The organism is Geodermatophilus dictyosporus, assembly GCF_900115505.1.
In the GTDB taxonomy this organism is placed as follows: Bacteria; Actinomycetota; Actinomycetes; order Mycobacteriales; family Geodermatophilaceae; genus Geodermatophilus; species Geodermatophilus dictyosporus.
Genome location: NZ_FOWQ01000004.1, coordinates 364,093 through 389,626, shown reverse-complemented (window position 1 = coordinate 389,626; position 25,534 = coordinate 364,093). Strand labels below are relative to the sequence as shown.

The 25,534-nt window shown below is 75.6% G+C and carries 26 protein-coding genes; 2 read left to right on the top strand and 24 right to left on the bottom strand.

Going from position 1 to position 25,534, the window contains the following annotated elements; translation table 11 throughout:
- Window positions 1-42: 42 nt before the first annotated feature.
- From rpoZ to pyrR, 10 genes are all read right to left on the bottom strand, one after another.
- On the bottom strand, window positions 43-306 hold the full coding sequence (rpoZ, locus tag BMZ33_RS12560; RefSeq protein ID WP_012949163.1) for a DNA-directed RNA polymerase subunit omega: 264 nt from the start codon (window positions 304-306) through the stop codon (window positions 43-45).
- 53 nt (window positions 307-359) lie between these two features.
- Window positions 360-965, bottom strand: coding sequence for a guanylate kinase (gene gmk, locus BMZ33_RS12555; protein WP_091110696.1), 606 nt, complete (start codon window positions 963-965; stop codon window positions 360-362).
- Window positions 966-1,009: 44 nt separating this feature from the next.
- Window positions 1,010-1,366, bottom strand: a complete 357-nt coding sequence (mihF, locus tag BMZ33_RS12550) for an integration host factor, actinobacterial type (RefSeq protein WP_091110693.1) — start codon at window positions 1,364-1,366, stop codon at window positions 1,010-1,012.
- 372 nt (window positions 1,367-1,738) lie between these two features.
- Complete coding sequence (gene pyrF, locus BMZ33_RS12545) at window positions 1,739-2,617, bottom strand: orotidine-5'-phosphate decarboxylase (RefSeq protein WP_091110690.1); 879 nt, start codon at window positions 2,615-2,617, stop codon at window positions 1,739-1,741.
- 73 nt (window positions 2,618-2,690) lie between these two features.
- On the bottom strand, window positions 2,691-4,007 hold the full coding sequence (locus BMZ33_RS12540) for a beta/alpha barrel domain-containing protein (protein ID WP_169064242.1): 1,317 nt from the start codon (window positions 4,005-4,007) through the stop codon (window positions 2,691-2,693).
- A 14-nt stretch (window positions 4,008-4,021) separates the two neighbouring features.
- Window positions 4,022-7,327 (bottom strand): carbamoyl-phosphate synthase large subunit, encoded by a 3,306-nt coding sequence (gene carB, locus BMZ33_RS12535; RefSeq protein ID WP_091110688.1) that lies wholly within the window; start codon window positions 7,325-7,327, stop codon window positions 4,022-4,024.
- Window positions 7,327-8,493, bottom strand: coding sequence for a glutamine-hydrolyzing carbamoyl-phosphate synthase small subunit (carA, locus tag BMZ33_RS12530; protein ID WP_091110685.1), 1,167 nt, complete (start codon window positions 8,491-8,493; stop codon window positions 7,327-7,329). The genes carB and carA overlap by 1 nt, the downstream gene beginning before the upstream one ends.
- Window positions 8,490-9,776 carry a dihydroorotase gene (locus tag BMZ33_RS12525; RefSeq protein WP_091110683.1) on the bottom strand — a complete coding sequence of 429 codons (1,287 nt, stop codon included), beginning with the start codon at window positions 9,774-9,776 and terminating at the stop codon, window positions 8,490-8,492. Before BMZ33_RS12525 ends, carA begins: the two co-directional genes overlap by 4 nt.
- Window positions 9,773-10,693 carry an aspartate carbamoyltransferase catalytic subunit gene (locus BMZ33_RS12520; RefSeq protein ID WP_091110680.1) on the bottom strand — a complete coding sequence of 307 codons (921 nt, stop codon included), beginning with the start codon at window positions 10,691-10,693 and terminating at the stop codon, window positions 9,773-9,775. The genes BMZ33_RS12525 and BMZ33_RS12520 overlap by 4 nt, the downstream gene beginning before the upstream one ends.
- The gene (gene pyrR, locus BMZ33_RS12515; RefSeq protein ID WP_091110678.1) at window positions 10,690-11,286 is read right to left on the bottom strand and encodes a bifunctional pyr operon transcriptional regulator/uracil phosphoribosyltransferase PyrR; all 597 of its coding nucleotides are present in this window, start codon (window positions 11,284-11,286) and stop codon (window positions 10,690-10,692) included. Before pyrR ends, BMZ33_RS12520 begins: the two co-directional genes overlap by 4 nt.
- A 232-nt stretch (window positions 11,287-11,518) precedes the next feature.
- Between pyrR and bldD the strand changes: the two genes are divergently transcribed.
- Window positions 11,519-12,058 carry a transcriptional regulator BldD gene (gene bldD, locus BMZ33_RS12510; protein WP_091110675.1) on the top strand — a complete coding sequence of 180 codons (540 nt, stop codon included), beginning with the start codon at window positions 11,519-11,521 and terminating at the stop codon, window positions 12,056-12,058.
- A gap of 391 nt (window positions 12,059-12,449) precedes the next feature.
- Window positions 12,450-12,605, top strand: coding sequence for a hypothetical protein (locus BMZ33_RS23295; RefSeq protein WP_169064241.1), 156 nt, complete (start codon window positions 12,450-12,452; stop codon window positions 12,603-12,605).
- 3 nt (window positions 12,606-12,608) lie between these two features.
- Here the strand turns inward: BMZ33_RS23295 and nusB are convergent, their stop codons facing one another.
- From nusB to BMZ33_RS12440, 14 genes are all read right to left on the bottom strand, one after another.
- A complete protein-coding gene (nusB, locus tag BMZ33_RS12505; protein ID WP_091110672.1) occupies window positions 12,609-13,019 on the bottom strand; it encodes a transcription antitermination factor NusB in 411 nt (136 codons plus the stop codon).
- 27 nt (window positions 13,020-13,046) lie between these two features.
- On the bottom strand, window positions 13,047-13,607 hold the full coding sequence (efp, locus tag BMZ33_RS12500; protein WP_091110670.1) for an elongation factor P: 561 nt from the start codon (window positions 13,605-13,607) through the stop codon (window positions 13,047-13,049).
- Window positions 13,608-14,711, bottom strand: coding sequence for a M24 family metallopeptidase (locus tag BMZ33_RS12495; RefSeq protein WP_091110667.1), 1,104 nt, complete (start codon window positions 14,709-14,711; stop codon window positions 13,608-13,610). It abuts the gene before it with no gap.
- Window positions 14,708-15,142, bottom strand: a complete 435-nt coding sequence (aroQ, locus tag BMZ33_RS12490) for a type II 3-dehydroquinate dehydratase (RefSeq protein WP_091110664.1) — start codon at window positions 15,140-15,142, stop codon at window positions 14,708-14,710. The genes BMZ33_RS12495 and aroQ overlap by 4 nt, the downstream gene beginning before the upstream one ends.
- Window positions 15,139-16,197, bottom strand: coding sequence for a 3-dehydroquinate synthase (gene aroB, locus BMZ33_RS12485; RefSeq protein WP_091110662.1), 1,059 nt, complete (start codon window positions 16,195-16,197; stop codon window positions 15,139-15,141). Before aroB ends, aroQ begins: the two co-directional genes overlap by 4 nt.
- Complete coding sequence (locus BMZ33_RS12480) at window positions 16,194-16,727, bottom strand: shikimate kinase (RefSeq protein ID WP_091110660.1); 534 nt, start codon at window positions 16,725-16,727, stop codon at window positions 16,194-16,196. The genes aroB and BMZ33_RS12480 overlap by 4 nt, the downstream gene beginning before the upstream one ends.
- Window positions 16,724-17,902: a chorismate synthase gene (aroC, locus tag BMZ33_RS12475; protein WP_091111007.1), complete on the bottom strand. Its 1,179-nt coding sequence runs from the start codon at window positions 17,900-17,902 to the stop codon at window positions 16,724-16,726. Before aroC ends, BMZ33_RS12480 begins: the two co-directional genes overlap by 4 nt.
- An 86-nt stretch (window positions 17,903-17,988) precedes the next feature.
- Window positions 17,989-18,516, bottom strand: a complete 528-nt coding sequence (locus BMZ33_RS12470) for a prepilin peptidase (protein ID WP_169064240.1) — start codon at window positions 18,514-18,516, stop codon at window positions 17,989-17,991.
- Window positions 18,517-18,650: 134 nt separating this feature from the next.
- On the bottom strand, window positions 18,651-19,478 hold the full coding sequence (locus tag BMZ33_RS12465) for a shikimate dehydrogenase (protein WP_169064239.1): 828 nt from the start codon (window positions 19,476-19,478) through the stop codon (window positions 18,651-18,653).
- Complete coding sequence (gene mltG / locus BMZ33_RS12460) at window positions 19,471-21,300, bottom strand: endolytic transglycosylase MltG (protein ID WP_091110654.1); 1,830 nt, start codon at window positions 21,298-21,300, stop codon at window positions 19,471-19,473. Before mltG ends, BMZ33_RS12465 begins: the two co-directional genes overlap by 8 nt.
- On the bottom strand, window positions 21,297-21,956 hold the full coding sequence (gene ruvX / locus BMZ33_RS12455) for a Holliday junction resolvase RuvX (RefSeq protein WP_169064238.1): 660 nt from the start codon (window positions 21,954-21,956) through the stop codon (window positions 21,297-21,299). Before ruvX ends, mltG begins: the two co-directional genes overlap by 4 nt.
- A 5-nt stretch (window positions 21,957-21,961) precedes the next feature.
- The gene (alaS, locus tag BMZ33_RS12450) at window positions 21,962-24,664 is read right to left on the bottom strand and encodes an alanine--tRNA ligase (protein WP_091110651.1); all 2,703 of its coding nucleotides are present in this window, start codon (window positions 24,662-24,664) and stop codon (window positions 21,962-21,964) included.
- Window positions 24,665-24,740: 76 nt separating this feature from the next.
- Window positions 24,741-25,037 carry a hypothetical protein gene (locus BMZ33_RS12445; protein WP_091110649.1) on the bottom strand — a complete coding sequence of 99 codons (297 nt, stop codon included), beginning with the start codon at window positions 25,035-25,037 and terminating at the stop codon, window positions 24,741-24,743.
- Window positions 25,037-25,462: a DUF948 domain-containing protein gene (locus BMZ33_RS12440; RefSeq protein WP_091110647.1), complete on the bottom strand. Its 426-nt coding sequence runs from the start codon at window positions 25,460-25,462 to the stop codon at window positions 25,037-25,039. The genes BMZ33_RS12445 and BMZ33_RS12440 overlap by 1 nt, the downstream gene beginning before the upstream one ends.
- Between the last annotated feature and the right edge of the window lie 72 nt (window positions 25,463-25,534).

Here is a 25,534-nt window from a genome sequence, read left to right as displayed (position 1 = left end):
CGCGCCGAGCGTGCGAGGCGTGGGGGGCGAGGGGGTCCTTCCTCAGTTCTCGCCGGCGGTGTGGGTGAGCAGGCCCTCGTTGATCTCGCGCAGCGCGATGGAGAGCGGCTTCTCCTGCGGGGCGGTGTCGACCAGGGGGCCGACGTACTCCAGCAGGCCCTCGGAGAGCTGGCTGTAGTAGGCGTTGATCTGCCGCGCGCGCTTCGCGGCGAAGATCACCAGCCCGTACTTGCTGCTGGTGCGCTCGAGCAGCTCGTCGATCGGCGGGTTGGTGATGCCCTCGGGGGCGGGTGCGACTCCGGACACGGGCGGGCGTGCTCCTCGTTCGATCGGCGGGAGTGAGGGGCCTCGGCGGCCGCTCACTCGGAGGCGCCGACCGACCTCCCGGACGACGGCGCAGTCAGCAAGCCTACCAACTCGTCGGCGGCCCGGGTGACGTCGTCGTTGACCACCACGGCGTCGAACTCCCCGGCGGCGTCCAGCTCGGCCTGTGCGATGGCCAGCCGGCGCTCCTGGACCGCCGGCGGCTCGGAGCCGCGGCCGGCCAGCCGGCTGACCAGCTCGGCCCACGACGGCGGCGCCAGGAAGACCAGCTGCGCCTCCGGGGCGCGGGCCCGCACCTGGCGCGCGCCCTGCAGCTCGATCTCCAGCAGGGCCGGCGCCCCGGTGGCGAGTCGCTCGCGCACCGGGGCCTCCGGCGTGCCGTAGCGGTTGCCCGCGTACTCGGCCCACTCCAGCAGGCCGTCCTCGGCGACGAGCCGGTCGAACTCGGCGCCGGTGAGGAAGTGGTAGTGCACCCCGTCGACCTCGCCGGGCCGGCGGGCCCGGGTGGTGACCGACACCGACACCCACACCTCGGGGTGCCGGCGGCGGACCTCGGCGACGACGGTGCCCTTGCCGACCCCGGAGGGACCGGACAGCACCGTCAGGCGCGCCGTGGCGGGTGGTTCGGGTGCTTCGGGCAACGCGTCGTCCTCGTCGGTCCTGCGGAGGTGGGGTCGGCCCCGGCTCAGGCGGTCGAGTCGGCGGGCACCTGCTCGGCGACCACCTGCTCCCCGCCGAACTCCGCCTCGAGCGCCCGGCGCTGGTTGGCGCCCAGACCGCGGACCCGGCGGGTCGGGGAGATCTCGAGCCGCTCCATGATCTTCGCAGCCCGCGCCTTGCCGACACCGGGCAGGCTCTCCAGCACCGCGGAGACCCGCATCTTGCCGATCACCTCGTCGGTCTCCCCCTGGCGGAGGACGTCACCGACCGTCGTGCCCTTGCTCTTGAGCCGCTCGCGGAGCTCGGCGCGCGCCTTGCGGGCGGCGGCGGCCTTCTCCAGGGCGGCGGCGCGTTGTTCGGGGGACAGGTCAGGGAGGGGCATGGTGCGTCCGATCGTGTCGTCGCCGGTCGGCCCGGCGTCTCTGTGCTGTGTCGCGGTGGTGCTGCCGCGGGTCCGGTCCCCGTGTGCTCGGGCCCGGCGATCAACCTAGTAACCGGGAATCCGCAGGTCACGCGCCCGGCGGCCGAGCTTTTCGACCTCCCGGCGTCCGGCGGTGACGCTGCGTGGACCGCTCGGATGACGGAGAGTCAGGAGCCCTGTTCAGAGAGCATACGGAACCGGTACGTCCGATCGTGGCCGGGGGCCGACACGCCCGCACCGGTCGTCGCGACACGCCGGACCCGCCCGGTCACGCCGCCGTCGGACGCCGCCACGAGCGCCGCCCGAGCGGCGGTGCCGGGGCCGGGTCGCGCCTCAGGCGGCCAGCTGCTCGGCCCAGCGGGCGGCGGCGGCCCGCAGCGCGGCCGGGTCGGGCCCGGCGGCGAGCACGTCCCGGGACACGGTCGGGACCACGGCGCCACCCTGCCCGAACAGCCGGCGCAGGTCGGCCGCCGAGCCGCCCTGCGCGCCGAGCCCGGGGGCGAGCACCGGCCCGCCGAGACCGGTGAGGTCGACGTCGAGGTCGCGCAGCGTCGCCCCGACGACGACGCCGAAGCTGCCGGTGCCGGGGCCCCAGCGGCTCGCGAGGTCCCGCACCGCGCCGGGGTCGGGCAGCGGGTCGCCGACCACCCACCCCAGGGTGTTCCAGCCGCGCACCGTGTCGACGACGACCTGCGCCACCGACCGCTCCCCCACCAGCGCGTGCTGCAGCGTGCCGGCGTCGGGGTTGGACGTGCGCGCGAGCACGAACAGCCCGCCGCCGTGCGCCCGCGCGGTGTCCACGGCCGGCTGCAGCGAGCCGGGGCCGAGGTAGGGGCTGACGGTGAGCGCGTCGACGGCGAGCGGGTGGCCGGGGCGCAGGACGTCGGCGTAGGCGTCCATCGTCGAGCCGATGTCCCCGCGCTTGGCGTCGAGCAGCACCAGGGCGCCGGCGGCACGGGCGCGGGCGGCGCCGTCCTCCAGCGCGGCCAGGCCCCGCGAGCCGTGCCGCTCGTAGAAGGCGCTCTGCGGCTTGAGGAGCGCGACGGTGCCGGCCAGCGCGTCGACGACCGTGTCGGTGAACCGGCGCAGCCCGCCGGCGTCGTCGGGCAGGCCCCAGCGCTCGAGCAGGGGCGGGTGCGGGTCGATGCCCACGCACAGCGGCCCGCGCGCGGCGACGGCGTCGGCCAGCCGCTGCCCGAACGGCGCGGTCACGAGCCCTCCTCGCCGGCGCTCGTCGGACTCGTGCCCGGAGGTGCTGCGTCCACGGCCGACCTCGCGAGCCCGGTCACCGGGGCACCGACCGCGGCAGGGTGTCGCCGAGGGCGGCGACGCAGTCGCGGGCGAGGAACGGGTCGGCGAAGGCACCCGAGGCCGACTGGACGGCGTCGGCACCGGCCGCCCACAGCGCCTCGAACGACGCGACGTCGGTGACCCCGCCCATCGCCAGCACGTCGAAGCGGTGCCCCCCGGCCTCGCGCAGCGCGACCAGCCGGCGGGTGAGGTCGAGCGCGTGCCCGCGGACGGCGGCCCCCGAGAGCCCGGCCACCGCGCGACCGGGGAAGGTCGGCTCCCCGTCGCTGCGCACCACCCGGCCGGCCACCGTGTTGATGGCCGCGACGCCGTCGACCAGCGGCGCCAACCCGGGGACCAGCGCGGCGAGCCGGTCCTCGTCGAGCCAGGAGATCTTGGCGACCAGGCCGGTGCGGTCGCCGAGCGCGCGGCGCACGCCCTCGACCACCGCGAGCGTGGCGGCGGCGTCGAGGCACAGCGGCGGCTTGACGCCGTCGTCGGCCGCGGCGCTGAGCGTGTTGGGGCAGGACAGGTTCAGCTCGACCACCTCCGCGCCGGCCTCCTCGGCCAGGCGCGCCGTCGCGGCGAAGTCGTCCACCAGGTCGGTGCCGTCGCCGGACCCCATGACGCTGACCAGCAGCAGCTGGTCGCCGTCGACGGCGGCCAGCGAGCGCTCGAGGTCGGCCATCCACTCCGCGGGCGGGGGCGAGGGGACGCCGAAGGAGTTGACCGTGCTCACCCCCGGGTCGCCGGGCGCCACCCAGTCCCACGGGTCGGACACGACCGCGTCGCCGGGCGGCCGCGGGGCGAAGGTCCAGTTCGGTTGCGCGTTGGGCTCGTGGGCGCGGCTGCGCACGGTCTTGTAGGTGAGCACGCTGAAGCCGTTGCGGGCGTGGTAGCGCACCCACTCCTCGCCGCCGTTCAGCACGCACGCCGGCACGCCGATCGGGAAGCCGACGTCGCGGCCGAGCACCCGCCAGCGGCGGCCGCCGGCGCGCGGCCGCCCGGGCAGCCGCGGCCCGACCGGCGTCCGCAGGTTGTCGCGGTAGGACCCCAGCAGGTCGTAGGACGGCGTCCGCACCCCGTGCGCGGCCAGCAGCCCGCCGTGGCCGGCGGAGAACAGCACACGGGTGAGCAGCGGCAGGTCGGCGTCGCCGGCCTTTCCCGCCGCCAGCCGGGCGGCCAGGCCCTCGGCGTCGGCCCGCAGCGCGCCGAGCTCCGCGGCCGGCGGTGTGGCGAACCGGGTGACGCCGGCGAGGAAGGCCGCCGGCAGGCCGTCGAGCAGGCCGCGGGCGACCAGTTCGTCGCGCACCCGCGCCACCACGGTCACGGGCGCGGCGCCAGGGCGGCCGCCAGACCGGCGTGGACCTCCTGCAGGCTGCGGACGCCGAGGCCGCCGCGCAGCAGCGCCTCGATGCCCTGCACCGCCGCGGCCAGCCCCTGCACCGTGGTGATGCACGGGATCCCGGCGGCGACGGCGGCCGTGCGGATCTCGTAGCCGTCCAGCCGCGGCCCGCTGTTGCCCGGGGACCCGAACGGCGTGTTGACGACGATGTCGACGTCGCCGGCCTGGATCCGCTCGACCACGTTGCCCGGGCCCTCGCTGTACTTGCCGACCACCTCGCACGCGACCCCGTTGCGGCGCAGCACCCGCGCGGTGCCCGCGGTGGCCAGCACCCGGAAGCCCAGGTCGGCCAGCCGCTTGACCGGGAAGACGGCGGCCCGCTTGTCCCGGTTGGCCACCGACACGAACACCGCCCCCGACGTCGGCAGGGAGCCGTAGGCGGCCGCCTGCGACTTGGCGAAGGCGGTGCCGAAGCCGTCGTCGAGGCCCATGACCTCGCCGGTGGACTTCATCTCCGGCGACAGCACGGTGTCCACGCCGTGGCCCTCGACGGTGCGGAACCGGTGGAAGGGCAGCACCGCCTCCTTGACCGCGATCGGCGCGTCCTCCGGCAGGTCGGTGCCGTCGCCGGTGGCCGGCAGCACGCCGGCGGCGCGCAGGTCGGCGATCGACTCCCCGACGGCGATGCGGGCCGCGGCCTTGGCCAGCTGCACGGCGGTCGCCTTGGACACGAAGGGCACCGTGCGGCTGGCGCGGGGGTTGGCCTCCAGCACGTACAGGACGTCGTCCTTGAGCGCGTACTGCACGTTCATCAGCCCGCGGACGCCGATCCGGGCGGCCAGCGCCTCGGTGGCGGTGCGGATCCCGGCGAGGTCGGCCGAGCCCAGGGTGATCGGTGGCAGCGCGCACGCGGAGTCGCCGGAGTGGATGCCGGCCTCCTCGATGTGCTCCATGACCCCGCCGAGGTAGAGCTCCGCGCCGTCGTAGAGCGCGTCGACGTCGATCTCGACGGCGTCCTCGAGGAACCGGTCGACCAGCACCGGGTGGGCGGGGCTCACGTCGGTGGCCTTGGCGATGTAGGCCTCCAGCGTGGCGTCGTCGTAGACGATCTCCATGCCGCGGCCGCCGAGGACGTAGGAGGGGCGCACCAGCACCGGGTAGCCGATGCCCGCGGCGATCTCCCGCGCCTCGGCGAAGGTGGTCGCGGTGCCGTGCTTCGGCGCGAGCAGCCCGGCGTCGGCGAGCACCCGGGAGAACGCGCCGCGGTCCTCGGCGTCGTCGATGGCCTCCGGCGAGGTGCCCAGCACCGGGACCCCGGCGTCCTTGAGCCGCTGCGCCAGGCCCAGCGGCGTCTGCCCGCCGAGGGTGCAGACGACCCCGGCGACGGGGCCCGCGGCGCGCTCGGCCTCGACCACCTCGAGGACGTCCTCGAAGGTCAGCGGCTCGAAGTAGAGCCGGTCGGCGGTGTCGTAGTCGGTGGAGACCGTCTCGGGGTTGCAGTTGACCATCACGGCCTCGTAGCCGGCGTCCTGCAGCGCCATGACCGCGTGCACGCAGGAGTAGTCGAACTCGATGCCCTGCCCGATCCGGTTGGGCCCCGAGCCCAGGATGAGGACGGCCGGCTTCTCGCGCGGCTCGACCTCGGTCTCCTCGTCGTAGGACGAGTAGTGGTACGGCGTGCGGGCGGCGAACTCCGCGGCGCAGGTGTCCACGGTCTTGAACACCGGCCGGATGCCCAGCCGCCAGCGCAGGCTGCGGACGCCGTCCTCGCCGGCGAGCTCGGGCCGCAGCGCCGCCACCTGCCGGTCGGACAGCCCGTGCCGCTTCGCCCGGCGCAGCAGCTCGGGGGTGAGCGCCGGGGCGTCGCGGACCTCGGCGGCGACCTCGCGCACCAGCGCGACCTGGTCGACGAACCACGGGTCGAAGCCGCTGGCCTCGGCGACCTGCTCGACGGTGGAGCCGGCCGCCAGCGCGGCCTCGGCGGTGTAGAGCCGGCCGTCGACCGGCGTGCGCAGCGCCTCGAGCAGCTCCGCGGCCGAGCGGCCGTCGGGCTGCCCGGTCCAGAAGCCGGCCACCTTGGTCTCGGTGGATCGCATCGCCTTGCCCAGCGCCTCGGGGAAGTTGCGGCCCATCGCCATGACCTCGCCGACGCTCTTCATCGTCGTGGTCAGCCGCGGGTCGGCGCCGGGGAACTTCTCGAAGGCGAAGCGCGGGATCTTCACCACGACGTAGTCCAGCGCCGGCTCGAAGCTGGCCGGGGTGACGCCGGTGATGTCGTTGGTGATCTCGTCGAGCGTGTAGCCGATCGCGAGCTTCGCGGCGATCTTGGCGATCGGGAAGCCGGTGGCCTTCGACGCCAGGGCGCTCGACCGCGACACCCGCGGGTTCATCTCGATGACGACCAGGCGCCCGTCGGCGGGGTTGACGGCGAACTGGATGTTGCAGCCGCCGGTGTCCACGCCGACCTCGCGCAGCACCGCGATCCCGACGTCGCGCATCCGCTGGTACTCGACGTCGGTCAGCGTCATCGCCGGCGCGACGGTCACCGAGTCGCCGGTGTGCACGCCCATCGCGTCGACGTTCTCGATCGAGCAGATGACGACCACGTTGTCGCTGCGGTCGCGCATGAGCTCGAGCTCGTACTCCTTCCAGCCGAGCACCGACTCCTCGACGAGCACGGTGTGCACGGGTGAGTCGGCGAGGCCGTGGGACGCCATCCGGCGCAGCATCGGCTCGTCGGTGGCGAAGCCCGAGCCCAGGCCGCCCATGGTGAAGCTCGGCCGGATGACGACCGGGTAGCCGACCTCGGCGGCGGTCTCCAGCGCCTCCTCGACGGTGGAGCAGACCCGCGAGCGCGGGGCGTCGGCGCCGATCGACCGCACGATGTCCTTGAACATCTGCCGGTCCTCGCCGCGGTTGATGGCGTCGACGTCGGCGCCGATGAGCCGCACGCCGTAGCGCTGCAGCGTGCCGTTCTCGTACAGGCCGATGGCGATGTTGAGCGCGGTCTGCCCGCCGAGGGTGGCCAGCAGCGCGTCGGGCCGCTCCTTGGCGATGACCCGCTCGACGAACTCCGGCGTCAGCGGCTCGATGTACGTGGCGTCGGCGACCTCGGGGTCGGTCATGATCGTCGCCGGGTTGCTGTTGACCAGGCTGACCCGTAGGCCCTCGCTGCGCAGCACGCGGCAGGCCTGGGTGCCCGAGTAGTCGAACTCGGCGGCCTGGCCGATGAGGATCGGCCCGGAACCGATGACCAGGACGTGCGAGATGTCGGTGCGCTTGGGCATCAGGCCCTCTCCCCGCTGCTGTGCTCGACGGTCGTCGCCGGGCTGACGGCCGGGCCCCCGTCGCGGACGGACTCCATGAGGTCGACGAACCGGCCGAACAGCGGCGCGGCGTCGTGCGGGCCGGCGGCGGACTCCGGGTGGAACTGCACGCTGAAGGCCGGGGCGTCGAGCAGCCGCAGCCCCTCGACGACGTCGTCGTTGAGGCCCACGTGGCTGACCTCGACCCGCCCGTAGGGGGTGCCGGTGGCCCGGTCCAGCGGCGCGTCGACGGCGAACCCGTGGTTGTGGCTGGTCACCCGCACGGTGCCGCTGACCCGGTCGAGCACCGGCTGGTTGAGCCCGCGGTGGCCGAAGCGCAGCTTGTAGGTGCCCAGGCCCAGCGCGCGGCCCAGGATCTGGTTGCCGAAGCAGATGCCGAACAGCGGCCGGCCGGCGTCGAGCACGCCGCGCACCGCGGCGACGGCGTAGTCGGCCGCGGCCGGGTCGCCGGGCCCGTTGGACAGGAAGACGCCGTCGGGGCCGTGCTCGAGCAGGTCGGCCGCGGTCGCCGTGGAGGGCAGCACGTGCGTCTCGACGCCGAGCTCGGCGAGGTGGCGCGGGGTGGCGGTCTTGATGCCCAGGTCCAGCGCGGCGATGGTGAACCGCTTGTCCCCCACCGCCGGCACGACGTAGGGCTCCGGCGTGCTGACCTGCGGGGCGAGGTCGGCGCCGACCATGCCCTCGGCCGCGCGCACCCGGGCGAGCAGCGCGTCGGCGTCCGTGGTCTCGCTGCTGATCCCGGCGCGCATGGCGCCGCGCTCGCGCAGGTGGCGGGTGAGCGCGCGGGTGTCGATGCCGCTGATGCCGACGACGCCCTGGGCGCGGAGCTCGTCGTCGAGGCTGCCGGTGGCCCGCCAGTTGGCGGGGCGGCGGGCGGGGTCGCGGACGACGAAGCCGGCCACCCACATGCGGCGGCTCTCGTCGTCCTCGCCGTTGACGCCGGTGTTGCCCACGTGCGGCGCGGTCATGGTGACGATCTGCCCGGCGTAGCTCGGGTCGGTGAGCGTCTCCTGGTAGCCGGTCATGCCGGTGGCGAACACCGCCTCGCCGACCGTCGTCCCGACCGTGCCGTAGGCCTCGCCCCGGAACGTCCGCCCGTCCTCGAGCACGAGGATCGCCTCTGTCACCGCACTGCCTTTCCGTCGAGCACCGTCGCCTCGCCCCGCAGGAAGGTGGCGACGACGCGGCCGGGCAGCTCCCGGCCGGCATAGGGGCTGTTGCGGCTGCGGCTGGCCAGCGCGGCCGGGTCGACGGCGGCCCGGGCGGCGGGGTCGAGCAGCAGCAGGTTGGCCGGCTCGCCGGGCGCGACCGGGCGGCCGTGCCCGTCGAGCCGGCCGATGGCCGCGGGGCGCACCGACATCCGGTCGGCGACGCCGGCCCAGTCGAGCAGACCGGTCTCCACCAGCGCCTCGACGACGACCGGGAGCGCCTGTTCCAGCCCGAGCATGCCGGGCCGGGCCTGCGCCCACTCGCTCTCCTTGTCCTCCACCGCGTGCGGCGCGTGGTCGGTGGCGACGGCGTCGACGGTGCCGTCGGCCAGGCCCTGCCGGAGCGCCTGCACGTCCTCGTCGGTGCGCAGCGGCGGGTTGACCTTGAACACCGGGTCGTAGGACTCGGCGAGGGCCTCGGTGAGCAGCAGGTGGTGCGGGGTGACCTCCGCGGTCACCTGCACGCCGCGCGACTTCGCCCACCGCAGGATCTCCACCGACCCGGCGGTGGAGACGTGGCAGACGTGCAGCCGGGCGCCCACGTGCTGGGCGAGCAGGACGTCGCGGGCGATGACCGCCTCCTCGGCGGCGGCCGGCCAGCCGGTGAGGCCCAGCCGCGCGGAGCGGTCGCCCTCGTTCATCTGCGCGCCGACGGTGAGCCGCGGCTCCTCGGCGTGCTGGGCGACGACGCCGTCGAGGGCCTTGACGTACTCCAGGGCGCGGCGCATCAGCGCGGGGTCGGCGACGCAGTGGCCGTCGTCGGAGAACACCCGCACCCGGGCGGCGGAGTCGGCCATGGCGCCGAGCTCGGCGAGCCGCTCGCCGCGCAGCCCCACGGTCACCGCGCCCACCGGGACGACGTCGACCAGCCCGGCCTGCCGGCCCAGGCGCCACACCTGCTCGACCACGCCCGCGGTGTCGGCGACCGGGTCGGTGTTGGCCATGGCGTGCACCGCGGTGTAACCGCCCAGCGCCGCGGCGCGGCTGCCGGTCTCGACGGTCTCGGCGTCCTCGCGGCCGGGCTCGCGCAGGTGGGTGTGCAGGTCGACCAGGCCGGGCAGCGCGACCAGCCCGTCGGCGTCGACGACGTCGGCGCCGGTCACCGACAGCCGCCGGCCCACCGCGGCGATCCGGCCGTCCTCGAGCAGCAGGTCGGCGGGCTCGCCGCCGAGGACGCGCGCCCCCTTGATCAGCGTGGTCATGCGGGGGCGCCTCCGAGCAGCAGGTACAGGACGGCCATGCGGACGGAGACGCCGTTGCCGACCTGCTCGACGATCGTCGAGCGGACCGAGTCGGCGACGTCGGCGGCGATCTCCATGCCGCGGTTCATCGGGCCGGGGTGCATGACGATCGCGTCGTCGCCCAGCGCGGCCATCCGGCGCGCGTCGAGGCCGTAGCGGCGGCTGTACTCCCGCGCGCTGGGGAAGAACGAGGCGTTCATCCGTTCGGCCTGGACCCGCAGCATCATCACCGCGTCGGCCTTGGGCAGCACGGCGTCGAGGTCGTAGGAGACCTCCACCGGCCAAGCGCCCACACCGACCGGCAGCAGCGTCGGCGGGGCCACCAGCGTGACCTCGGCGCCGAGCGTGGTCAGCAGCCAGACGTTGGAGCGGGCCACCCGGCTGTGCAGCACGTCGCCGACGACCGCCACCCGGACGCCGTCGAGCCGGCCCAGCCGGCGCCGGATCGTGTAGGCGTCCAGCAGCGCCTGGGTGGGGTGCTCGTGGGTGCCGTCGCCGGCGTTCACCACGCTGCCGCGCACCCAGTTCGCCAGCCGGTGCGGCGCCCCGGAGGCCGAGTGGCGGACGACGATCGCGTCGCTGCCCATCGCCTCCAGCGTCAGCGCGGTGTCCTTGAGGCTCTCGCCCTTGGAGACGCTGCTGCCCTTGGCGGAGAAGTTGATGACGTCGGCACTGAGCCGCTTGGCCGCCAGCTCGAAGGAGATGCGGGTGCGGGTGGAGTCCTCGTAGAAGAGGTTGACCACGGTCCGCCCGCGCAGGGTGGGCAGCTTCTTGACCTCGCGGCCGGCCAGCGCCTGGTCGATCTGCGCGGCGGTGTCGAGGACCAGGGTGGCGTCGGCGCGGTCGAGGTCGGCCGCCTCCAGCAGGTGCCGCTTCACTGCTCCACCACCACGACCTCGTCCGTGCCGTCGGTCTCGGCGAGGTGCACCCGCACCTTCTGCGCACGCGAGGTGGGCACGTTCTTGCCCACGTAGTCGGCGCGGATCGGCAGTTCCCGGTGGCCGCGGTCGACCAGCACCGCCAGCTGCACCGCCCGGGGCCGGCCGAGGTCGCGCAGCGCGTCGAGCGCCGCGCGCACCGAGCGGCCGGAGAACAGCACGTCGTCGACGAGGACGACCAGGCGGCCGTCGATGCCCGCCGGCGGCAGCACCGTGTCCTCCAGCGCACGGACGCCGCGCAGCCGCAGGTCGTCGCGGTAGAGGGTGATGTCGACGGTGCCGGTGTCGACGGGGGTACCGGAGAAGGCCTCGACGCGGGCGGCCAGCCGGCGGGCCAGCGGGGCGCCGCGGGTGGGGATGCCGACGAGCACGAGGTCGGCGAGTGAGTCCCTGTCGTCACCCGCCCCGCCGCCCCCGGCGCACTTCTCGATCAGCTGGTGGGCCATCCGGTCGACCACGCGGGCGACGTCGGCGGGGGCGAGCAGTGCCCCGGGAGCGGCCTGGCCGGGGGCAGGCTCGGTCGAGCTGGCCATCAGGCCTCCTTCCCCGCCTCACGGGACGGGTCGTTAAAGGAGTGGGTGGACCGGTGCCGACGGTACTGCACCCCGTCGTGTGACCGTCGTCGCGCGTCGCAGCCCCGCAGGTGGGCGTGGGTGTCCCCGGTTGCACTCTCCGGGGGATGGCCGCTGTTGCCGTCCCGGTGTAGCAAGTACGCTGCGTGACGACGACGCCGATGACACGACGACGGACAGTGAGCAGACACCCATGAGCACCGACTACTCGCGGGCCCTCGGTGCCCGACTCCGCGCGATCCGCAACCAGCAGGGCCTGTCCCTGCAGGGGGTGGAGGACAAGTCCCACGGACGCTGGAAGGCCGTCGTCGTCGGCTCCTACGAGCGCGGTGACCGGGCGGTGACCGTCCAGCGGCTCTCCGAGCTGGCGGTCTTCTACGGCGTGCCGGTGTCGGAGCTGCTGCCCGACCCGCGGCCGTCGTCGGCCGTGACGTCGACGACGAAGATCGTGCTCAACCTCGAGTCGCTGGGGTCGCTGCCCGCCGACGAGGCCGGCCCGCTGGCCCGCTACGCCTCGACCATCCAGGCGCAGCGCCACGACTACAACGGCAAGGTGCTGTCCATCCGCGCCGAGGACCTCAAGTCGCTGGCGATCATCTACGACATGAGCCCCGACGAGCTGACCACCCGGCTCATCGAGTGGGGCGTGCTCAACCCGGGCATGGACGGCGCGGCGCTCATGGCCGACGACGAGGACGAGGGCTGGGGCGACCGCCGCCGCGGTCCCCGCTAGACCCGACGCCACGAGGTCCGCCCCGGCACCCCGGGGCGGGCCTCGCTGCGTTCCCGGGCCCGGTGCGGGGACACGCTCCCGACGAGACGTGCACGCACTGCGGTCGGAGCGACCGCCCAGCGACGTCGTGTGCACGTCTCGGGGCCGTGACGACGGCCGTGAGCCCGACAGGTGCACGGTCACGACCCCACCTCCCGGATCCGTCGCCGAACCCGGGCGCGGCTCCCGGGGACGTGTCGTCGTGCCGCGGCGTCGGCGGTGCCGGACCGCGGTGCGACGCGGGTGTCTCACCGGGAGCGACGGGGCGGGTGCGGAGCGCGCGGAACTGTCGGTGGGTGTCCCTAGCGTCCGGGCTGTGCCGGTCGACGGCGCCCTGACGCGAGGAGCACCCATGAGCACGACCCCGCCGGTCGTCCTGCCCGACCGTGACCTGCTGCTCGCCGCCCGCCGCCGCGAGGCCCTGCGCCGGGCGCACCGGCGGCAGTCCAGCGCGCGCATGGCCGCGATGCTGGCCGCCGCCGGCGCCGGCCCGGGGCGCGACATCTGACGGTCAGGAGGAGGTGGGCACCTCGGCGTCGAGGATGGCGCCGAGGACGCCGTTGACGTAGGCCGGCGAGTCGTCGGTCGACAGCGCCCGGGCCAGCTCCACGGCCTCGTCGATGACCACCGCGTCGGGCACGTCGTCGGCCCAGAGCAGCTCGAACACCGCCATCCGCAGGATCGCGCGGTCGACGTCGGGCAGCCGCTCCAGCGACCAGCCCCGGGCGTGCTGCCCGATCAGCCCGTCGATGCGCCCGGCGTGCGCGGCCACGCCCTCCACCAGCCGGATCGCGTGGTCGGGTACCGGCGGGGAGGGGTCGGCGATGCGCTCGCGGAGCAGCTCCACCGGGTCGGCGCCCCGCAGGTCGGCCTCGTAGAGGACGTCGACGGCGCGCTTGCGCGCCTTGGTGCGGGCAGCCATGTCAGCGGTGCGGGATCGCGGGTGGCGTCAGTTGGCGCGGCCGAGGTACCGGCCGTCGCGGGTGTCGACCTTGAGCCGGTCGCCGGTGTTGACGAACAGCGGCACGTTGATCTGCGCGCCGGTCTCCAGCGTGGCGGGCTTGGTGCCGCCGGTGGAGCGGTCGCCCTGCAGGCCCGGGTCGGTGTGCTCGACGACGAGCTCCATGGTCACCGGCAGCTCCACGTACAGCGGCGTGCCCTCGTGGACGGCGACGACGGCCTCGGTGTTCTCCAGCAGGTAGTCCGCGCCGGAGCCCACGGTCTCGGTGGGCACGTGGATCTGGTCGAACGTCTCGCCGTCCATGAAGACGAAGTCGGTGCCGTCCTTGTAGAGGTACGTCATGTTCCGCTTGTCGACGGTGGCGGTCTCGACCTTGGTGCCGGCGTTGAAGGTCTTGTCGACGACCTTGCCCGAGAGCACGTTCTTCAGCGTCGTCCGGACGAACGCGCCGCCCTTGCCGGGCTTGACGTGCTGGAACTCGGTGACGGCCCACAGCTGGCCGTCGAGGTTGAGGACCATGCCGTTCTTGAGGTCGTTGGTGGTAGCCATCTAGAGGACCAGCAGTTCCTTGCTCGTGAGGGTCAACAACTCGGGCGCGTCCGCCGTGACGACGAGCGTGTCCTCGATCCGGACACCGCCGTGGCCGGGGAGGTAGACCCCCGGCTCCACGGTGACGGCCATGCCGGCGGCCAGGGTACCCGCGCCCAGCGGGCCGATGCCCGGCGCCTCGTGGATCTCCAGGCCCACCCCGTGCCCGAGGCCGTGGGGGAAGTGCTCGCCGTGCCCGGCGGCGGCGACGACGTCGCGGGAGGCCGCGTCGACGGCGACGACGTCGGCACCGACGGCCAGCGCCGCCCGCCCGGCCGCCTGCGCCTCGGCGACGAGGGCGTACACCTCGCGCTGCCAGTCGGCGGCCGAGCCGAGGACCAGCGTGCGGGTCATGTCGGAGTGGTAGCCGTCGACGGTCGCGCCGAAGTCCAGCTTGAGGAAGTCGCCCCCGCGCAGCTCCGTGCCGTCGGGCCGGTGGTGCGGGATCGCCGAGTTCGCGCCGGCCGCCACGATCGTCTCGAACGACGGCGCCTCGGCACCGAGCGCCAGCATCCGGGCGTCGAGCTCGCGGCCGACCTGCAGCTCGCTGCGCCCGGGCCGCAGCGCCCCCTCGGCGGCCAGCTCGGCCAGCGCCCGGTCGGCCACCGCGCAGGCCCGGCGCAGCGCCTCGATCTCCGACTCGTCCTTGACCGCCCGCAGCTCCTCGACCGCCCGGCGGACGCTGACCAGCTCCGGCGCCGTCCCGCCGGCAGCGGCGTCGACGAGCACCCGCTCGAGCTGGCCGAGGCCGTCGACGGTGACCTCGTGGCTCTCGTAGCCGATCCGACCGGCGCCGCCGCGCACCGCCTCGCGGGCGAGCCCGACCACCGTCGCCCGGTCGACGAGCAGCTCGACGTCGGGCACCTGGGTGCCGGCCTGGGTGGTGTAGCGGCCGTCGGTGCCGAAGACGTCGGCGCCGTCGGTGCGCAGCAGCAGCGCGCCGTTGGAGCCGGTGAAGCCGGTGAGGTAGCGGACGTTGAGCAGGTTCGTGACCAGCACGGCGTCCAGCCCGCGCTCGGCCGCGGTGGCCCGCAGCCGCTCCCGCCGCTCCGCCGCGCGGCTCATCGCGCGTCCCGGGCGGCCAGGTAGCGCAGCGCCAGCTCGTAGCCCTGCACGCCGAGCCCCGCGATGACGCCGTCGGCCACCCCGGAGACGTAGGAGTGGTGCCGGAACTCCTCGCGCCGGTGGATGTTGCTGATGTGCACCTCGACCAGCGGGGCGGTCAGCATGGCCAGCGCGTCGCGGAGCACGACCGAGGTGTGCGACCAGCCGGCCGGGTTGACGACCACGGGGTCGCCGGCGTCGGCCGCCGCGTGCACCCAGCGCAGCAGCTCGCCCTCGTCGTCGGTCTGCCGGACCCGCACCTCGAGGCCCAGCTCGCCGGCGACCTCCTCGATGCGGGACACCAGCTGCGCGTACGTCGTCGTCCCGTACTTCTCCGGCTCGCGCGTCCCGAGCCGGCCGAGGTTGGCGCCGTTGAGCACCTGGACGGTCACGAGGGGTCCTCCGAGACTGCGGCCCACGCCGCGTCGAGCCAGGCCTGGTCGGGGTCGGCGAGGATGCGCGGGTTGCCGAGCCCGTCCAGGACGACGAACCGCAGCGTCGAGCCGCGGGCCTTCTTGTCCACCCGCATCACCGCCTGCAGGGCGGCCCAGTCGCCGCGGTAGCGGGTCGGCAGGCCCATCGCCGCGACGAGCGAGCGGTGCCGGTCGACCTCGGCGGGGGTCAGGAGCCCGGCCTGGCCCGCCAGCTCGGCGGCGAAGACCAGCCCGACGGCGACCGCCTCGCCGTGCCGCCAGCCGAAGTCCTCGACCCGCTCGATCGCGTGCCCGAGCGTGTGTCCGTAGTTGAGGAACTCCCGGCGGCCGGTGTCGTAGAGGTCCTCCCCCACCGCGTCGGCCTTCACCTGCACCGCGCGCTCGACGAGCTCCCCGGTGTCGCGGCGGCCGGTGGGGTCGACGGTGAGCAGGTCGAGGATGCCGGCGTCGGCGATCAGGCCGCACTTGACCACCTCGGCCATGCCCGAGCGGAACTCCGCCTCGGGCAGCCCGGCGAGCACGTCGGTGTCGGCGAGCACGCCGGCCGGCGGGTGGAACGCGCCGACGAGGTTCTTGCCCGCGGCGGTGTTGATGCCGGTCTTGCCGCCGACCGCGGCGTCGACCATGCCGAGCACGCTGGTGGGCACCTGCACCACCCGCACCCCGCGCACCCAGGTCGCGGCGACGAAGCCGGCGAGGTCGGTGACCGCTCCGCCGCCGACGCCCACGACGGCGTCGGAGCGGGTCAGCCCGAGCCGGCCGAGCTCGTCCCACACGCGGGCGGCGACCTCGGCGGTCTTGGCCGCCTCCCCGTCGGGGACGACGACGGCCTCGGCGGCCACCCCGGCGGTCTGCAGCGTCTCGACCGCGGCACCGGCGAGCGCGGCCAGCGGCGGGGCGTGCACGACGGCGGCCTTCGCGGTGCCGGCCAGCAGGAGGCCCAGCTCGGCCTGCGCGCCGGGGCCGATCACGACCTCGTAGGGCTCCTCCCCGGCGACGGTCACCCGCCTCACGCGTCGGCCCCGGCGGGCAGGGCGGCCAGCACCTCGGCGACGACGTCCTGCGGGTCGCGGCCTCCGGTGGGCACCACCACGGTGGCCACCTCGGCGTACAGCGGCGCGCGCTGCTCGAGCAGGGTGCGCAGCATCGCCCGCGGGTTGACCCCGAGGATCGGCCGGTCGCGCGCGAGCCCCGCGCGGCGGACCGCCGAGGGCAGGTCGACGTCGAGGTGCACGACGGTGCCGCCGGCCCGGCCGTAGGCCACCAGCAGCGCCCGGCTGCCCGCGCTGAGCACCGCGCCGCCGCCGAGGGCCAGCACGCCCTCGTGCCCGGCCAGCGCGCGGGCCACCGCCCGCTCCTCCAGCGCGCGGAAGTGCGGCTCGCCGGAGCTGACGAAGAGGTCGGCGACGGTGGTGCCGGCCTCGGCCTCGACGTCGGCGTCGGTGTCGCGGAAGGGCAGGCCCAGCGCGCCCGCGACCGCCGTCCCGACGGTGGTCTTGCCCGACGCGGGCGGGCCGACCAGGACCAGCAGCGGCGCGCTCACCGGTACGGGAGGGCGTCGAGGTAGGCCTGCGCGTTGCGGCGGGTCTCGGCCACCGAGTCGCCGCCGAACTTCTCCAGCGCGGCGTCGGCGAGGGTGAGGGCGACCATCGCCTCCATCACCACCGACCCGCGGGGCACCGCGCAGGCGTCGCTGCGCTGGTTGATCGCGACCGCGGCGTCGCCGGTGGCGACGTCGACGGTGGCCAGGGCCTTCGGCACGGTGGAGATCGGCTTCATCGCGGCGCGCACCCGCAGCACCTCGCCGTTGGTCATGCCGCCCTCGATGCCGCCGGCGCGGTCGGTGACCCGCCGGAGCCGGCCGTCGGTGCTGACGATCTCGTCGTGGGCGACCGAGCCGCGGCGGCGCGCGGTCTCCAGTCCGTCGCCGACCTCGACCGCCTTGACCGACTGCACGCCCATGAGCGCGGCGGCCAGGCGGGAGTCGAGCCGGCGGTCCCAGTGCACGTGGCTGCCCAGGCCCGGCGGCAGGCCGTGGACGACGACCTCGACGACGCCGCCGAGGGTGTCGCCGTTCTTGCGGGCGTCGTCGACCTCGGCGACCATCACCGCGCTGGTGGCCGGGTCGGCGCAGCGGACCGGGTCCTCGTCGACGCGCGGGTTGTCCTGCGGGCCGGGCAGCACGCCGTCGGGGACGGTGACCGGGCCGATGCCGACGACGTGGCTCACCACCTCGACGCCCAGCGCCTGGCGGAGGAAGGCCCTGGCGACCGCGCCGAGGGCGACGCGGGCCGCGGTCTCGCGGGCGCTGGCGCGCTCGAGCACCGGGCGGGCGTCGTCGAAGCCGTACTTCTGCATGCCGGCGAGGTCGGCGTGCCCGGGCCGCGGGCGGGTCAGCGGGGCGTTGCGCGCCTGCCCGGCGAGCACCTCGGGGTCGACCGGGTCGGCGGCCATGACCGTCTGCCACTTGGGCCACTCGGTGTTGCCGACCTGCACCGCGATCGGCCCGCCCTGGGTGACCCCGTGCCGGACACCGCCGGTGAGGGTGACGACGTCCTGCTCGAAGGACATCCGGGCGCCGCGGCCGTGACCGAGCCGGCGGCGGGCGAGGTCGACGTCGAGGTCGGCGGTCTGCACCTGCACGCCGGCGGGCAGCCCCTCGAGGATGGCGGTGAGCTGCTGGCCGTGCGACTCACCGGCGGTCAGCCAGCGCAACATGCCGAGCATTCTGCCAGCCGACTCCTCGGCGACCGCCCGCGGCGGGGCGGCCACGATCAGGTCACCTGGTCATCGAGCGGGCGCCCTCATGGCAGCGGGCCCTCGACCAGCAGGGCGAGGACCGCGCCGAGCAGCAGCGGCGGGCCGAAGGGCAGCGCGGTGCGCCAGCCGGCCCGGCGGGCCGCCACCAGGACCAGCGAGACGGCGGCGCCGGCGAGCAGGCCGAGGAGGACGCCGGCCAGCAGCACGCCCCACCCGGCCCAGCCGAGGACCAGCCCGAGGAGGGCGAGCAGCTTGACGTCGCCGAGGCCGAGGCCCGACGGGGCGGCCAGCGCGGTCAGCAGGGCGACGCCCCCGGTCGCGGCCGCGGCGAGCAGCGCTCGCAGCAGCGCGGGCCAGGTGCCGAGGAGGGCGGCGTCGGCCAGCAGCGCGGCGGCGCAGACGGCGCCGGCAGGGAGGGTGACCCGGTCGGGCAGCCGGTGGACGGCGAGGTCGACCTGCGCCAGGACGACGGCGGCCCCGGCGGCCCAGCACAGCGCCAGCGTCGCCGGGCGGGCGCCGGTGAGCAGCACCGCCCCGCACAGCAGGACGGCGAGGACCGCGGCGCTGAGCACCGCCCGGGCGCGACCGGGCCGTGCTGCGGGGTCCCGGGCGGCCAGGCGCACCGCGGTCCGGGCGAGCAGCGGGCCGGCCGCGGCGGCGACCAGCAGCGCGGCCGCGAGCAGCAGCGCGGGCGGGACGGTCGGCGTCAGCGGGCGTCCAGCGCGGCCCGCATCGCGCCGATCGGCGCCGGCTGCCCGGTCATCAGCTCCACCTGCACGGTGGCCTGCCAGAACAGCACCTCGATGCCGCTGACCACCGCGGCCCCGGCGGCGTGCGCCCGCTCGGCCAGCGGCGTGGGCCACGGCGCGTAGAGGACGTCGAGCAGCGTCTGCCCGGAGCGCCACCCCAGCCCGGCCAGGTCGGGGTGCGCGCCGATGGGCACCGTGCTGACCACCACCGGCGCCTCGACCGGCCCGGCTGCCAGCGGCGCGACGGCGGCCTCCACCCCGAGCGCGCCGAGCACCCGGACGACGTCGGCGGCGCGGTCGGGCGCCCGGACGAGGACGTCGACGTGCTCGGCGCCGAGCTCGGCCAGCGCCACGGCCGCCGCGGCCGCCGTCCCCCCGGCGCCGATGATCGCGGCGTGCGCCACCCGCTCGACGCCGCCGGTCTGCAGCGCCATGCCGACGCCGTGGACGTCGGTGTTCTCCGCCCGCCAGCCCTCGCCGGTGTGCACGAGGGTGTTGGCCGCGCCGAGCAGCCGGGGCAGCGGGTCGACGGTGTCGGCGACCGCGACCGCCGCCTGCTTGCACGGCATGGTCACCGAGAACCCGCGCCACTCCGCGCCCAGGCCGGCCAGCAGCACGGGCAGGTCCTCGGGGCCGAGGTCGAGCCGGTCGTAGGTCCAGCCGGTCAGACCGAGGGCGGCGTAGGCCGCGCGGTGCAGCAGCGGGGACAGGGAGTGCGCGACCGGGCGGCCGAGGACGGCCGCCCGGCCGGGCAGGTCCGGGTCGGACACCGGCCGGTCAGCCACCGCACCCGAGGCCGGCGTCGGCGCACCGCTGCCGCGCGGCCTGGAACTCCGCGTAGTCGGCGGTGAAGAAGTGCCGGCCGTCCTCGGTCTCGAGCACGTAGTACAGGAGGTCCCCGGTGGTGGGCGCCAGCGCCGCCTCCAGGCTCGCCTCGCCCGGCGAGCTGATCGGCGTCGGCGGCAGCCCGGCCCGCGTGCGGGTGTTGTAGGGGCTGTCGGTCTGCAGGTCGGTGACGGTGAGGTCGTTGCCGTTCTTCTGCAGGCCGTAGGCCAGGGTGGCGTCGATGCCGAGCGGGATGCCCTGCGCGAGCCGGTTGTAGACGACCTGCGCCACGTTGGCCCGTTCCTCGTCCAGGCGGGTCTCCGACTGGATCATCGAGGCGACGACGACCACCTCGTACACCGAGCGGCCCGACGCGGCGGCCCGCTGCTCGAGCTGCAGGTCGGTGGCGACCTCGGTGAACCGGGCGACCATGCCGCGCAGCACGTCGGTCGCGGAGTCGCCGGGCTCGACGTCGTAGGTGGCCGGGAAGAGGAAGCCCTCGAGCTGGCCGTTGGCGTAGGCGGGCAGGCCGAGCGCGGCCGGGTCGGCGGCCGCCGCCTGCACCTCCTCGACCGGCAGGCCGGTGGACTCGGCGACGCGCTGCAGGGTGGCGCTCAGTGTGAAGCCCTCGGGGACGGTGACCCGCGAGACCAGCCGGCTCTCGGGGTCGAGCAGCAGGTCGAGCGCCGCCTGGCCGCTCATCTGCGCGCGCAGCGAGTAGACGCCGGGCTGGATGCCCATGGAGGCGGGGTCGGCCTCGGCGGCCTCCACGAACGGGTCGGCGGAGGCGATGACGTCCTGCTCGACGAGCGTGCGGGCGATGTCGCTGAGGGTGTCGCCGCCGCCGATGCGCACCTCGACGGTGCCGGTGCCGGCGCCGGCGTAGTCCTGCGCCTCGGGGTTGACCAGGCCGATGAGCGCCCGCCCGCCGAGGACGATGCCGGCGACGATGCCGGCGAGGACGAGCAGCACGAGCACGTTGACCAGGGGACGCCGACGGCCGCCCCGCGAGCGCCGCCGGCTGCCGCCGTGGCCGTCGTCGGCGTGCCCGGTGAGGTGTGCGGCGAGCGGGTCGTCGTGGTGGTCGTCGTGGTGGTCGTCGTGGTGGTCTTCGTGGTGGTCGTCGTGCAGGTCGTCGTCGTGCCCGTCGTGGAGGTGCTCGTCCTCGTGGTGCGTCTCGGGAGCGGCGGCGGCCCGGCGGGCCCGGCGCCCGCGGCGCCGCTCGCGCCGGCCCCCACCGACGACGTCGAGGCCGCCGGTGGCGTCCTCGTCGGCCCAGTGCTCGTCGTGGGCGGCGGGCGCCTCCGCGGGTGCCTCGACGGCCTCGATGTGCGCGGTGTCGTCGTACCCGGTGTCGGTGTACCCGGTGTCGGTGTACCCGGTGTCGGTGTACCCGGTGTCGGCGTGCCCGCCGTCGTCGATGTGCGCGGTGTCGCCGTCGCCGCCGGAGCGGCGCGGCAGCCGCGACCAGGCACCCGACGGGCGCGGCGGGAGGCCGGGCGCCGGGGCCGGCGAGGGCCGGCCGCCGGGCAGCGGCCCGGTGCGGTCGTCGTCGTCGCCGGGGGCGGAGTGCCGGCCGCTGAGCGACGGGGCGCGGTCGAGCAGGCCGGCGCCGCGACCGGGGAGGCGGGGGTGGGCGGGCACCGGTCCCAGCGGCAGCTGGGTCGTCCGCGGGACGTCGGCGGCCCGGTTGCCGTACCAGGCGCCGGCCTGGCCGCCGGGGCCGAGGACGTCGGGTCCCGCCTGCCGGCCCCGCCCGTACGGCGGGACCGGACCGTTCACGAGCGCCCCCGCTGGGCGTCCAGATAGGTCTGGAGGATGACCACGGCGGCGGCCTGGTCGATCACGGGGCGCTGGGCACGGCTGTCGAGCCCGTTCGCGCGCAGGGAACTGGCTGCGGTCACGGTGGAGAGCCTCTCGTCGACGAGGTGCACGGGCACGCTGCCGATGCGCCCGGCGAGTGACCGAGAGTAGGCACGCGCTTCCCGTGCGGAGGCGCCCGACGCACCCGAGAGGTGCCTCGGCTCCCCCACGATCACCTCTGTCACCTCGTGTTCCACCACGAGGTCGGCGATCCGGTCGAGGTCGCTGCCGTCGCGGCGGCGCTCGACGGTCTCCAGCGGGCTGGCCAGCGTGCCGGTCGGGTCCGACAGCGCGACGCCGATCCGCACGGTGCCGACGTCCAGTCCCAGCCGCCGGCCCTGGCGGGTGCGCCGCGGCGGCAGCGGCAGCCCGGCGGGCAGGCCCTGCGACAGGTCGATCTCGGTGGTCTCGTTGGAGACCGGCGGGAAGCCCGCGCGCAGGTCGATCGCCTCGGTCGGGTGGTGCACCGGCGCCTGCGGCGGGGTCCGTCGCGGGCGCGACGGCGGCACCGCGGGGCGCCCCTGCACGCGCCGCTCGCCCATGTCACCGGTCTCGTCGGGGCGCTGCTCGGGCACTCCGGTCACCTCCCTGCGGCGGTCGCGACCGCCTGTTCGCCCGCCTGGAGAGCGGCGGGGATGCCGCTGGGGTCCGTGCCGCCGCCCTGGGCGACGTCGGCCTTGCCTCCGCCCCGGCCACCGACCGCGGGCGCCGCGGCGCGCAGCACGTCGTTCGCCGACAGGCCGCGCTCCTGCGCGGCGGGGTTGAGCGCCGCGACGAGAGCCACCTTGCCCCCGGCACCCGAGGCGAGCAAGACGACACCCGGGCGCTCCCCGAGCCGGCCGCGGACGTCGAGGGCCAGCGTGCGCAGGTCCCCGCCGGAGAGCCCGGCCGGCGACGCGGTGACGACGGCGACCCCGCCGACGTCCCTCGCCTGCGCGGCGAGCTGCCCGGCCGCGGCCTGCGTCTGCTGGGCGCGGAGCTCCGCGATCTCGCGGTCGGCCTCGCGCAGCCGGGACAGGATGCCGCCGACCCGGTCGAGCAGGCCGTCGGTGGGCGACTTGAGCAGCTCGCCGAGCTGGCGGACCAGGTCGCGCTCGCGGGCCAGGTAGCGGAAGCCCTCCAGGCCGACGACGGCCTCCACGCGGCGCGAGCCCGACCCGACCGAGGACTCGCCGGTCAGCGCCAGGGTGCCGATCTGCGCCGACCCCGCGACGTGCGTGCCGCCGCAGAGCTCGCGCGACCACGGGCCGCCGATCTCCACGACGCGCACCTGCTCGCCGTAGGTCTCGCCGAACAGCGCGAGCGCACCGACGGCCTGCGCCTCGGGCAGCGTCATGTAGCTGGCGCTCACCCGGTGGTCGGCGCGGACGGCGGCGTTGGCGACGTCCTCGATGTCGGCGCGCTGCTGCTGGCTGAGCGCGCCCTGCCAGGCGAAGTCCAGCCGCAGGTAGCCCGGGCGGTTGTAGGAACCCGACTGCAGCGCCTGCGGGCCGAGCACCTGGCGCAGCGCGGCGTGGACGACGTGGGTGCCCGAGTGCGCCTGGCAGGCCGACAGCCGCCACTCGCGGTCGACCTCGGCGGCCAGCTCCGCACCCTGGGCCAGCGCGCCCTCGAGCACCCGGACCTGGTGCACGACCAGCCCCTTGACCGGGCGCTGCACGTCGAGCACCTCGGCGCGGCCGCCGTCCCAGGTCAGCGTGCCGGCGTCGGCCACCTGGCCGCCGGACTCGGCGTAGAACGGCGTGCGGTCGAGCACCACGCGCACGACCTCGCCGGCGCCGGCCTCGGCCGCGCCGACGTCGTCCCCGTCGAGCTCGGTGGCGGCGAGATCGGTGACGAGGCCCAGCACGCGGGAGTCGGTGCGCAGGGTGTCGTAGGCCCGCCAGTCGGTGGGGCCGTGCTCGGCGAGCAGCCGGCGGTAGGCCAGGACGTCGACCGAGCCGGTGCGCTTGGCGCGGGCGTCGGCGCGGGCCCGGTCGCGCTGCTGCTGCATGAGGGCGCGGAAGCCGGCCTCGTCGACGGTCACGCCCTGCTCGGCGGCCATCTCGAGGGTGACGTCGATGGGGAACCCGTAGGTGTCGTGCAGCGAGAAGGCCTGCTCGCCCGACAGCGCCGGCGTGCCGGCGGCCTTGGCCTCGCGGACGGCGGTGTCGAACAGCGCCGTCCCCGAGGACAGGGTGCGGCGGAACGCCTCCTCCTCGGCGTAGGCCACGGAGCTGATCCGGTCGAAGTCGGTGGCCAGCTCCGGGTAGCTGGGGCTCATCGCGTCGCGGGAGACCGGCAGCAGCTCCGGCAGGGTGGCGGTGTCGACGCCGAGCAACCGCATGGAGCGGACGGCGCGGCGCAGCAGCCGGCGCAGGATGTAGCCGCGGCCCTCGTTGCCCGGCGTGACGCCGTCGCCGATGAGCATCAGGCCGCTGCGGACGTGGTCGGCGACCACGCGCAGCCGGACGTCGGCCTCGTGGTCCTTGCCGTAGGTGACCCCGGCGAGCTCGGCGCCGCGGCGCAGCACCGGGGCCACCTCGTCGATCTCGTACATGTTGTCGACGCCCTGCAGCAGGTAGGCCACCCGCTCCAGGCCCATGCCGGTGTCGATGTTCTTCTTCGGCAGCTCGCCGACGACCCGGAAGTCCTCCTTGCTCCGGACGTCGGTGAGCTCGTACTGCATGAAGACGAGGTTCCAGATCTCGAGGAACCGGTCGCCGGCGGTGTCGACCAGCGGGCCGCCGTCCGGGCCGAACTCCGGGCCGCGGTCGAAGTAGATCTCCGAGCAGGGGCCGCCGGGGCCGTCGGCGCCGGTGTGCCAGTAGTTGTCCTTCTTGCCCAGCCGCTGGATGCGGTCCTCGGGCAGCCCGGCGATGCGGTGCCAGGCGTCGGCGGCCTCGTCGTCGTCGAGGTAGACGGTCACCCAGATCCGGTCGGGGTCGAAGCCCAGCCCGCCGTCGGCGACCGGCCCGGTCACCAGGTCCCAGGCGTGCTGGACGGCGCCCTCCTTGAAGTAGTCGCCGAAGGAGAAGTTGCCGTTCATCTGGAAGAACGTGCCGTGCCGGGTGGTCTTGCCCACCTCCTCGATGTCGAGGGTGCGCACGCACTTCTGCACGCTGGTGGCCCGCGGGAAGGGGGCGGGCTCGCGGCCGGTCAGGTACGGGATGAAGGGCACCATCCCCGCGACGGTGAACAGCAGAGAGGGGTCGGGCGAGACCAGCGAGGCGCTGGGGACGACGGTGTGGCCGCGCTGCTCGAAGTGCTGCAGGAAGCGGCGGCGGATCTCGGCGGTCTGCATCAGTGCTCGGGTCTCCTGCGGGCGGTGGCGGCGGCGCGGTCGGCGCCCGGCCGCCGGGAGGTCAGCGGTCGGCGGGTCAGGCGCCGTGCCGCCCGGTGCGCCCGGGGAACATCCCCCCGGGCAGCTGCGCCTGGTCGCGCTCGGGCAGCGGCGCGTCGAGGCCGGTGCCGCTGCGCAGCTCCTCCTCGCGGGCCGCGGCGGCGGCGCGGACGTCGGCACCGAAGTCACCGATGGCGTCGGCGAGGTCGCGCAGGCCCTCGGCGATCGAGGCGCCGATCCCGGCCGGCGTCATCCGCTCGGCGGCGCGGGAGACCTTGCGGACGACGAGGGCACCGATGGTGATGCCCATGGCCAGCCAGAACAGCCGGCGCATCAGGCGGCCCGCCGGGCGGCACGGCGCTCGCGGCGCGCGGCCTTGTCACGGGCGGCGGCCTCGGCGATCGCCTGGCCCTCGCGGCGCTTCTTCGTCGCGCTGCGCACGCCGTAGCTGAACGCCGCGACCTTGATCAGCGGGCTGCCGACGGTGGCGGCGACGACGCTGGTCAGCGCGGCCACGTTGCTCGACACGTTGGCCGCGTTGCCGGTGATGTCGTCGACCCGCTCGAGGTTGCTGTTGACCTGGGCGATCGTGGTCTGGGCCTGGCCCAGGATCGGCTGGCTCTGCTCGCGCACCTGCCGGATGGTCAGCGTGGCCTCGTCCAGCGTGCGCCCCAGCTTGAGCAGCGGGACGGCCAGCAGCACCACCAGCAGCACCAGCGCCAGGGCGGCGATCAGTCCGGCCCACTCTCCTGCGGACACGCGGCGTCTCCTCTTCGTCGTGCGGCTTCTCGTCCTACCGCCGGACGGCAGGACCGGCGTGGTCACAGTAGT

Bases quoted from the DNA above. Each gene is read 5' to 3' on its own strand.
- BMZ33_RS12495 (WP_091110667.1), bottom strand. From the start codon at position 14,711: ATGAGCCGCGCGGCGGAGCGGCGGGAGCGGCTGCGGGCCACCGCGGCC.
- efp (WP_091110670.1), bottom strand. From the start codon at position 13,607: ATGGCTACCACCAACGACCTCAAGAACGGCATGGTCCTCAACCTCGAC.
- aroC (WP_091111007.1), bottom strand. From the start codon at position 17,902: ATGTTGCGCTGGCTGACCGCCGGTGAGTCGCACGGCCAGCAGCTCACC.
- nusB (WP_091110672.1), bottom strand. From the start codon at position 13,019: ATGGCTGCCCGCACCAAGGCGCGCAAGCGCGCCGTCGACGTCCTCTAC.
- BMZ33_RS23295 (WP_169064241.1), top strand. From the start codon at position 12,450: ATGAGCACGACCCCGCCGGTCGTCCTGCCCGACCGTGACCTGCTGCTC.
- mihF (WP_091110693.1), bottom strand. From the start codon at position 1,366: ATGCCCCTCCCTGACCTGTCCCCCGAACAACGCGCCGCCGCCCTGGAG.
- BMZ33_RS12525 (WP_091110683.1), bottom strand. From the start codon at position 9,776: ATGACCACGCTGATCAAGGGGGCGCGCGTCCTCGGCGGCGAGCCCGCC.
- alaS (WP_091110651.1), bottom strand. From the start codon at position 24,664: ATGCAGACCGCCGAGATCCGCCGCCGCTTCCTGCAGCACTTCGAGCAG.
- pyrR (WP_091110678.1), bottom strand. From the start codon at position 11,286: ATGGCCAGCTCGACCGAGCCTGCCCCCGGCCAGGCCGCTCCCGGGGCA.
- BMZ33_RS12445 (WP_091110649.1), bottom strand. From the start codon at position 25,037: ATGCGCCGGCTGTTCTGGCTGGCCATGGGCATCACCATCGGTGCCCTC.
- bldD (WP_091110675.1), top strand. From the start codon at position 11,519: ATGAGCACCGACTACTCGCGGGCCCTCGGTGCCCGACTCCGCGCGATC.
- carB (WP_091110688.1), bottom strand. From the start codon at position 7,327: ATGCCCAAGCGCACCGACATCTCGCACGTCCTGGTCATCGGTTCCGGG.